8 protein-coding genes and 3 riboswitches are annotated in these 9,479 nt (G+C 33.2%); all 8 genes read right to left on the bottom strand.

The features are described 5' to 3' along the window. Window positions 1–150 precede the first annotated feature (150 nt). Entirely contained in the window at window positions 151–1,380 is a 1,230-nt protein-coding gene (locus KJ971_04075) for an iron hydrogenase (protein MBU1145020.1), read from the bottom strand. Between the two features lie 172 nt (window positions 1,381–1,552). Beyond that, window positions 1,553–2,497 (bottom strand): L-lactate dehydrogenase, encoded by a 945-nt coding sequence (locus tag KJ971_04080; GenBank protein ID MBU1145021.1) that lies wholly within the window; start codon window positions 2,495–2,497, stop codon window positions 1,553–1,555. A gap of 120 nt (window positions 2,498–2,617) precedes the next feature. After that, on the bottom strand, window positions 2,618–3,100 hold the full coding sequence (locus KJ971_04085; GenBank protein ID MBU1145022.1) for a hypothetical protein: 483 nt from the start codon (window positions 3,098–3,100) through the stop codon (window positions 2,618–2,620). Between the two features lie 25 nt (window positions 3,101–3,125). After that, window positions 3,126–3,200: riboswitch (cyclic di-GMP riboswitch) on the bottom strand. Window positions 3,201–3,412: 212 nt separating this feature from the next. Then, window positions 3,413–4,675, bottom strand: coding sequence for a hypothetical protein (locus KJ971_04090; protein MBU1145023.1), 1,263 nt, complete (start codon window positions 4,673–4,675; stop codon window positions 3,413–3,415). Window positions 4,676–4,747: 72 nt separating this feature from the next. After that, window positions 4,748–5,347: a signal peptidase I gene (locus KJ971_04095; GenBank protein MBU1145024.1), complete on the bottom strand. Its 600-nt coding sequence runs from the start codon at window positions 5,345–5,347 to the stop codon at window positions 4,748–4,750. 176 nt (window positions 5,348–5,523) lie between these two features. After that, a complete protein-coding gene (locus tag KJ971_04100) occupies window positions 5,524–6,012 on the bottom strand; it encodes a hypothetical protein (GenBank protein MBU1145025.1) in 489 nt (162 codons plus the stop codon). Window positions 6,013–6,100: 88 nt separating this feature from the next. Then, window positions 6,101–6,175: riboswitch (cyclic di-GMP riboswitch) on the bottom strand. An 86-nt stretch (window positions 6,176–6,261) separates the two neighbouring features. After that, window positions 6,262–6,340, bottom strand: a riboswitch (cyclic di-GMP riboswitch). A gap of 180 nt (window positions 6,341–6,520) precedes the next feature. Then, a complete protein-coding gene (locus KJ971_04105; protein MBU1145026.1) occupies window positions 6,521–7,456 on the bottom strand; it encodes a hypothetical protein in 936 nt (311 codons plus the stop codon). Between the two features lie 10 nt (window positions 7,457–7,466). Further along, entirely contained in the window at window positions 7,467–9,383 is a 1,917-nt protein-coding gene (locus KJ971_04110; protein ID MBU1145027.1) for an endonuclease, read from the bottom strand. Window positions 9,384–9,479: the final 96 nt, after the last annotated feature.

Consider the following 9,479-nt stretch of genomic DNA (forward strand, 5'->3'; position numbering starts at 1 on the left):
ATGGTTCCATCCATATCGAGTAAAAATAATCTTTTTTGTTTTAATTCATTCATAGTTAACATTTCCCTGTCATTTACGTTATTTTTTCTTTAGATAAATTATATCATACTTAAGATTGAAAATAGAAAAATCTCCAAAATATTGAAAAGTCTAAAACTCACGCGTAAAGATTTCTTTATCTTGAAGCAACTCTTCCACTGAAGTAAAGTGTAACCGTTGAAGCATTTCAATGACGTATGGGTTGTCAAGAGGTGTTTTGTATAGTGATTTTTTTGCGTATTCTTCGACTTTGATTTTTGCTTGATCTTTATCAATCAAAGCTCTTGGTCCTCCAACACAACCGCCTCTACAACCCATTCCTTCGATAAAGTTTGCTTGTAAAGATCCGTTTGTTAAATTCGCAAGCAAGTTCTTCATTTCCGGAACACCACTTGCATAAACAGATTTTACTTGTATTTTTTTATTTGGACGAAGTCGTTTTAAGGTAAGGTCTACTGCTTGACTAACTCCAGATGATATCGCATAGATTCTTCCAGCTGCTGAAGAATGTTCTCTTACATCAGTTTTTAAGTTTGAAGCATCAATTCTAGCTGTTTCAAAAAGATCTTTTACTTCTTTAAAGGTTAACACAACATCAATGGCGTCTTTGATATCTTCTTCTTTCGCTTCGGCTTTTTTGGCAAGACAAGGTCCTACAAAAACGGTAAAAGCGTTTGGAACTATTTTTTTAATAACTCTTCCAGTAGCAATCATTGGAGAGACCGATTTTGGAACATGAATCATCAAGTCTGGCTTTAATTTCCGTATCATTTGAATCCACATAGGGCAGCAGCAACTTGTTAGAATATAGTCTTTTTCATTTTGAATTTCTCTGTCAAAATCTAAAGCTTCTTTTAATGTTAAAATATCCGCAAATAAAGAAACTTCTACAACTCCTTCAAATCCTATTTGTTTAAAAGCAGATCGAAGTTGTCCATCCGTTACCACATCAAATTGACTTAAAAAAGCAGGCGCAATTAAAACATAAACTGGTTTGTCTTTTTTATGTATGGCGTCCATTACTTTCATGATATCTTCGGAGAGTAATAATTTTTGAATAAGTTTGGGGTCAAGGCAATTATGACATTTTTCTTCAACAAATACTGGTAGTCTTTGACCTTGTTCATCTGTCTTTACATGTTTGTAAAAACAGTCCATAAAATTTACATTTGTTTGAAGACAGGAAGGGTTGTAAGTTTCCCAACTTTGGGCATTCATCCCAGGTTTTAAGACACACTCTAAATGAAAAGGATCGTAATTTAACCGATCAAGTACGTCATCAGTTTGTTTGGTCTTTGAAGATAAAACAATTCGTTTATACAAATCTTGAAAAGTATGCATATAATATATCTCCTTTCAAAAGAACGATTCAGAATCGAAAATCTTGATAGTAGGTCAAATTCATTATATCAAATATAAAAGGATTTATCTATTTACATTTGACTATTGCTTTTTTCTTTTCTAAAAAAAAGCAGAAGTCGGTTTGACTTCTGCGCTTTGGACTTAATACTTTTTAAAAATCCATTTGATTTAAAATTGTTTTTAAAATACTAGATGATTTATCTAATTTAAGGGATTCTTCTTCGTTTAATTTTAATTTAACTACATGATGAACGCCATCTCGGTTTAAAACCGCGGGGAGCCCAATATAAACGTCTTTTTCAGTATCATATGTGCCATTGTTATAAACAGAAATAGGTAAAATTCGATTTTCGTTGTTAAAAATCGACGAAGTAATTCGGACCAACGCCATTCCAATTCCATAATAAGTTGCTTTCTTTCTTTTGATAATTTCATAAGCTGCATTCTTTACATTTTGATAGATTTTTTCTAAATCTTCAAAATTAATTTCATCCATAGAATCAATCACATCTTTGATGGGTTTGGCTCCAATATAAGCGCTTGACCAACAAACAAATTCGCTATCTCCATGTTCTCCTAAGATATAAGCATGTACGTTTGAAACGGATATGTTTACGTATCTTGAAATTTCATAACGAAGTCTTGCCGTGTCAAGTGAGGTGCCACTACCTATGACTCTCGAAGAAGGGAGATTGGATTCTTTCCAAGCCACATACGTTAAGATATCAACAGGGTTACTTGCAACAAGTAGGATTCCATCAAATCCAGAATCCATAATGTTTCTTACGACGGATTTCATAATTTTTGCATTTCGATTTAATAAATCAATTCTTGTTTCTCCATCTTTTTGACTAACTCCTGCGGTAATTACTACTAAATGTGCGTCTTTACAATCTGAATAATTTCCTGCTTTAATGCTCATTTTTCTTGGTCCAAAGGCGAGTCCATGGTTTAAATCCATGGCCTCTCCCTCTGCTTTATTATAATCAATGTCAATTAAGACAAGTTCTTCTATTGTCCCTTGGTTTACCAATGCGTAGGCATAGCTCATTCCAACAAAGCCTGTACCAACGATTACTACTTTACTTGAATTCATAGTTTTTCAACTCCTTACAAGTATATAGTACACTTTTCATACGTTTTAATCTAATGATTTGACTTTTAGGGATTAAATGTAAAAAAAGCAATCAGCGTAAACTGATTGCTCTTTAAAATTTTAGAAATTAGGTTTTTGATGAAAAAGAACTTGAAAGGATAATACTCCAGCTTGTAAGAAATTCGCTTCTTCTTCTGAAGAAGGCATATTCAAACTAATACCAACGACAACTTTTGCATGAGTATCATCAATCATTTCGATATCTGACGAAAAGATTAACATTTGATTGGCAAGCAAATACATTTCACTTTCTAAAGTTATAAGTGAATGAGCAATTTCTACTTCAAGAAAATGTCCGTCTTCTACTTTCACTACATAAGTATAATAGACTTCCGTAACATCATCTATGCCAAGAATTGCCCCGGTTGGTACTAATCTTTTTCCAGATGGGGCAGATAGATTTTGAACTTGGGAAGATTGACTTAATGATACTACTTCACTAAATTCAAAAATCGTTTGTTGGTTTAACCACTCTTGATATGCAAGGGCCGACCCAAACAATAGCAAAAGAAAAACAAAAAAAGACACCACTAATGGTCGCATACTGATCACTCCTATGAATGTTTAGAACGGCAACTGGCAATCCCTGAGGGACCCTATAGTTTTCTGTCGCCGGATTACTCCGGGTTTAGCTTTATCAAACCAAGCACTCATACAAGATAAAAACAATCTGTATGGCTTTGTCTTTGATACCTATACTATACTCTATAATTTTTAAAATGCAATAGATTTATATAAAATAGATGAATATTAAATCCATGCATATTATATTTTTTATCTATTTTCATTAGAGAATAAAGAAAGCACCTTTTTATCCCATACGGGTTAAAAGAGTGCTTTCTTGAATTATTTTATTTACCTACTCAAGATTAATCTTCCAGAAGAATCTTGAGACCAAAGATCATTTGCTAAGTAAAATTGTGTAGCAAATGTATCCCACCAACTAGGAATTGGCAAGGACGATGCACTAACAAGAGTTGCCATTACACCCCTTGGTGTTCTATCCGGTGTATAAATAATGGATCCACTTGAGGAGCGAAACTCAACCAATGCATAGTAGGCTCTGGATAAGGTTTCAGCCCCACCTGAATTTCCAACTGCGGTTCCTATGTAATATCTTATGTTATTGGCTTGAGTGAAAAGACTTCCTGTGAAAAATGCATCTGTAATTAAAACATTAGAACTTGCGGATGAATTGTTTCCAATAAATCCACCTAAATATTTTTGAGAATATCGATTATAATAAGCCCCATCGGTTTCAAGAGTATTCCTTGAAGTCATTTGAATAATGGCTCTTTGAATATTTGTTTTTCCACCATTTATAATAGAACCAATGATTCCACCTGTATAGGATGAACTAGGATATGAAAATACTTCTCCTTGTAAATCTACATCACTTACGTTTACTTGTGCTCCACTGGTACTTATATAACCAACTAGCCCACCAACATTTGAATTTTTACTAAACACTTTCATATTTGTGGCTTTAATATTATCAATATTTACAGTGGTAGATGAGGCAGTAACGCTTCCAATTAGTCCACCAGTTCCTGCACTACTGGTTCCACGAATTCCGGCGTTGATGATGGTAATATTTGAAATCGTGTTGGCTCCACCAATCGCATTTCCAGCGATTAGTCCAGCTGTAATGAATGATCCATTGAGTGAGGAAGATCCAAGAACTAAATTAATATTTAAAAAAGTTAGATTATGAATGGATGCTCCTTCTATCATTGGAAAAATACCAAAACAATTGTAAGAACTAGAGCTTGAATTGTGAGTAAGAGTCAAATTACTAAGGGTTTTTCCATTTCCATCTAAAGTGCCTCTAAAGACAATGTTGTAATTCGAACTATCATAATTCCAAGTAAATCCTGTAAAGTCTATATCATTAAATAAATAGTAACGATCTTCTGAAAGACTGTTGTTTCTGATAGCAAAATTATAAAATTCTTGAGCAGTAGTAATTGGAATTCCCCAATCTCCGATGCTCACATTTTCTTCTTGTGTATCAACAACCGTGTCCCAGTAAGCATAACCAATTAGAAGAGTGGATGAAAAACTCAAAATGATAACAAGTATTAAGAACAATTTTAATATAAGTTGTCTTTTAAACATAAATGCACTCTCCTTTCAGTCTTTATTTGTTTTATATTGAAACTATGGTTTACTACTTATTTAATAAAATAGTTATACCGAATCTTTTGGAGTCTCTGTTTCAGATTCGATTTCTTTGATTGTCTCTTTTGGTTTTTGGGTTTGTTGAAACATCGTAACGACGACATAGATTACTACGATATCAGCTAAAATGACAATTCTTCCAATCGTCGATTGTAAAAAGAGTAAAACGGGTCCAATTTTTGGAATCGTTAATACATGTTGCCCTATGATATCTGAATCTACTAAATCCCATCCATCAACAGAATCTGTTACTTCAGGTTGTGTCTTATAAATACGAACGCCATCAACTTCTGTTACAGAATAAAGATAATGAACTACAACTACTTTATTTCCATCTTGTCGAATGTCCGCATAAAAAGCGATAATATCTCTTGGTAGAAGATCATCTAAAGGAACTTGATTGTTAATAATCACAACGTCTCCTGTCATGATGGTTGGTTCCATGCTTCCTGAAGAAATGACATAATGATCGTATTTAGCAAAGAAAGGGACATAGTTAAATACAAGATATCCTATTCCTAAAATGATGGCAACTCCAAAGATAAAACGAAGCCATACAACTACTTTTTTATTTATTTTTTTTGATGGATTGTTTTTTTCTTTCTTCACTTTATCACCTAGGAATCATTTAGCGGTAAACGTCTTACCAAAAAAATGAATTCAGATTTTAGTTGCTTGAAGCATAAATTACTATCTTTACAGTTTGAAACATACCTGAAAATCCGCTTGAGGAACAAATAAGCGGATTATTCAGGTGCAAAATCTATTTTTAAGAAAATAGGGTTTTAAGCTTGTGTTGCTGTAAAGGTTAAATCAAATGTAATTGGTTGTGTTTTAATTAAGTCATAAATTACAACAGTTGCAGGTTGAGAAATTGTAACAGTTACAGTTACAAGTACGTCAGTATTGTTAACAGTTGCTGCTGCTAGTGAAACGTTAACGGTTACTAAGCTTGCATATGTGTCATCTCCACCAATTTCGATATTGCTAGCAACAACAGCAAGATCTAATGCGTCAGCTGCTTCTAAGTCTAATTTTACGTTATAAGTTAATACAACAGATTCTACGTCATTTGCTTTTAAAACAACACCAGCAGGTACTAATACTTTTCCGACTGGAACTTCTGCTACAGCTGTAACAGTAAGAGTAACCCCTGAACCAATTGAAATGGTTTCAGCTTGGGTTTGTTCTAAATTATCCCAATATGAAAATGCAAGAATACTTCCACCTAATGCTACTACTACGATTAATGCTGCTAAGATTTTTTTAAACATGATTTTTAAATCCTCCTAATTTCTATTTTTTATATTTTAATTGTAACTTTTCTTAAAAAAGCTACAAAAAAAGCCAAATCGAGCAGATGATGGCAACTGGCAATCCCCTTGGGACCCTATAGCTTTCCGTCACCGAATCACTTCGATTTTGGCTTTTGCATATCGCAATTAATTGTAAGTTTGAATCGAAAAAGAACTTTTTTTCGAATCAATGAAATAAAAAAATGCCCTCGTCTTTTTTGAAAAGACAACGGCAACTGGCTACCATCCATCGGAAGGCCCTATAGCTTTGCGTCACTACCTTTCGATAGCTTTGCTTTTATACACTTTTATTATAATAAAGTCAAATCAATATGTCAAGAATTATTATTCAAAAAAATGAAAAAAATTATAAAATAAGACTAATTTACCAAAAATACGGGTAAATTAGCCGTTTTTATCATAAAGCAATTCCTATTCAATGAATATAAAGTTGTTTTTTTATAATCAAAAGCAAGTCTTATATTTCCTATGATCGATTAATATAAATAAATCCTAAAATAATATCTGAATTATTTCTTAATTGATAACTTAAGATTACAGAATTTCTATCTAGATTATCATTAAAAAGATTTGAAATAAAATCTTGATGAATGATTAACACATTGTCTTCTAAATCATAATCAGAAGATGAGATATCACTTCCTGTGATTTCATCAAAAGTTCCTCCACAAAATTCAAAGACCATGATGACATCATCACTTGAAAAGACAATGGTATTGCTCGATACAATAAATGGTTTTGTAATCGATGAAATATTTAAATCAATGGTGATGATTCCATCTTCTGAATACAAAAACAATCTTAACTCCTCACTTAAGTCACTAAAGTAATTTCTATCAATGAAAAGTCTTCCATATTGGGTAAAATAGGAACTAGCTGGAATCACATTGTACCAAGTCGATGAAGCCGTGCTTAATTCTTGATTGATATATTTTATATAAAATAAAGCAGGAAGTGACTCTGGAAATACGATGTAATCGTGATTTGATCCTACTACGAGTTCGTAGTCATAATTAATCTCCGAATTCACAAAGGCACTTACTGAAAATCCTATGCTAAAAGCGGAATGTTCTTCTCCAATAATAGCTCTAACCATAATATCCCATTCTCTATTTGGAATTAAAAGAGAAATATCATATTCATTTGTGTCAACTAAAATATATTCATCTTCTAGTAAAAGGGACCCTCCGTTTGATGTCACATCATGAAGGTATACTTCATATTGATTACAACCAGTAATTTCATCCCATACAAGGACATTTTCAAAAATATCCAATACCGGGATATCTATTGAAGTATTTAAATTGGTGTCAGTTAATGTTGTAACATTTGTAGCAGTAGTTTGTGCGTTACAACCGATTAAAAATAGGAAAAAGAATAATAAAATAAAGATTTTCTTCATAAAAGCTCCCTTATGTAGGTATATTTGCGTGATCATACCAAATTAATTCTACAAAATAGGAATAATCAATAAATGGATTTCGGTTGTTTTGAATTCCAAAGATTGTTTCATTTCTACTTTGTTCAAATGAATCAACTACATCTTGATAACTCCAAGTAATTAACATATCAAATATGGCCATTTTAGCTCCAGCCAAGGTATAATTGGTCTCAGGATCATTTGGTAAGATATCGTTGACTAAAGATAATTCTTCATACATGAGTAACATATAAAATAAAATTCTTGAAACGTCTCCTTTGTCAGAATCTCCTGGAAAATACGTTTCTGAGGTCGTTACAGAATCATAAACCTTGTTACTTCTAGAAGAATTGACAGAGGTAATACATGCTCGTAAATTATGTATATCACTTGCAATTCCGATATCTGTATTGTCAACGGAGGGAACTCCAAGTCTTGAATTTGGCCAGACATGTTCTCTGTTCCAGGTAATTCCATCGTCCCATACACCACTTACTGATTCTCTGGTATAAATGGTTAATACATTGCTTGAATTGTTAGGGTCTTTATCGGTATCATCTAATAAATACCTAACATCTCCATAAGATACTCTTGTAATATCTGTATTAATAATAGCTCTTAAAGCTAAGAGCAAATCATTACCGTATAATCCTTCAATGCCATCATAGTAACCTATGTAATTAACATCAAGAAGTGAGGCATCTCTAAATACGGTATATTGTTTGGTCTCTGTATAAGTAATTCCTTCGTAACTTGTCGCAGCGTAGGTAACACTATGATCTCCTCTTGTGTTTGTACTAACTGATCCAGAGATTGCACAGGACGTGCTACCACTTACGATATCAGTTGCGTAACAAGTATCATCTGTAAAAGTATCTCCTACGGAATAGATTAAATCTTCCGTTTCAGGGAAGGTAATACTCACTGGTTTAGTTTGTTTAAACTCTAAAGCTGATAAATCAGTTGAAGTTACTGAAGTGGCACCAGTTAAAATATGAAAATCATCGATATTTGTTCTTGCACTCGTTAATTTTACTAATTGTATGTAATATGAATTTGAAGGACTAAGTCCAAGACTACTATAGGTACTTGAGTCAAATGTAAAAGTATAAAGGTCAAAACTAGCGTCTGATAAAATCTCGTCGTCAAGCACTGTCCAATTAGTTTGATCTAAAGATATTTGTAAGGAAAGATAACTATCTGCATCAGTGCCATATTTTCCTACCATAAAGTTGATTTCAGAAATTTCTGAAGCCACAAATTCTGTTCGGACATACCCATCTTTTGCGCGAATACTTTTTGTGCCTAGGAATTGATCTCCAGCAAGACTTCCTAGAAGCGCATTATATAACGTCCAAGTTTCTCCATTAGTAATAATGGTATTGTCTAAATCTGTTTCTAAATAAGATCCTTTACTGGCGTCTTCAAATCCGGTGGAGTAAAATTCAGTTGGTGCAGTGGTGGTTGTAAAACCTTTTGTATCGCTATACATGGTGACAAAGTCTCCATCGATATCTTTCAGAATAATATACGCTTTCACGTAATTGTAATTGTCTTTATTAAAGCTCATCATAAACACATTGGTATTTGGTAATTTGATGAATCCTTGATGAACAACAATTCCATCGGTTGTCATATCAAAACTAGCTGTGCTATTAGAAATCATGCCCCATTCAATTAAAGTAAAGTCCTCTGGAACATAAAACCGGCTGATGTAGCTATAATAACTAGTTCTTACTGCTACATCATCGGTAATGGATACAAAGGGAGCATCACTGACTAAACCTTCGGTATAGACAGCTTCAATGCTTCTGTTAGCAAGAACCGAAAAAGAATCGGTTGCATTTCTACTAATGACTTGACCTGCGCCGGGGTACCATGAATGACTGTACGCGGCTATGAAAGTCAATACTTAGAACTGCCTGTTGTTACGAAAACGATCTTTTTTCATGCCAAATATGTTTCCATAAACAAGGCTATCAATTACTATGAAATAGCAGTATTA

The organism is Bacillota bacterium (assembly GCA_018818595.1).
Taxonomy (GTDB): Bacteria; Bacillota_I; Bacilli_A; order Izemoplasmatales; family Hujiaoplasmataceae; genus JAHIRM01.

Excerpts from the sequence above, each read along its gene's own strand:
- KJ971_04105 (MBU1145026.1), bottom strand. The coding sequence starts at position 7,456 with ATGAAGAAAATCTTTATTTTATTATTCTTTTTCCTATTTTTAATCGGT.
- KJ971_04080 (MBU1145021.1), bottom strand. The coding sequence starts at position 2,497 with ATGAATTCAAGTAAAGTAGTAATCGTTGGTACAGGCTTTGTTGGAATG.
- KJ971_04090 (MBU1145023.1), bottom strand. The coding sequence starts at position 4,675 with ATGTTTAAAAGACAACTTATATTAAAATTGTTCTTAATACTTGTTATC.
- KJ971_04085 (MBU1145022.1), bottom strand. The coding sequence starts at position 3,100 with ATGCGACCATTAGTGGTGTCTTTTTTTGTTTTTCTTTTGCTATTGTTT.
- KJ971_04100 (MBU1145025.1), bottom strand. The coding sequence starts at position 6,012 with ATGTTTAAAAAAATCTTAGCAGCATTAATCGTAGTAGTAGCATTAGGT.
- KJ971_04075 (MBU1145020.1), bottom strand. The coding sequence starts at position 1,380 with ATGCATACTTTTCAAGATTTGTATAAACGAATTGTTTTATCTTCAAAG.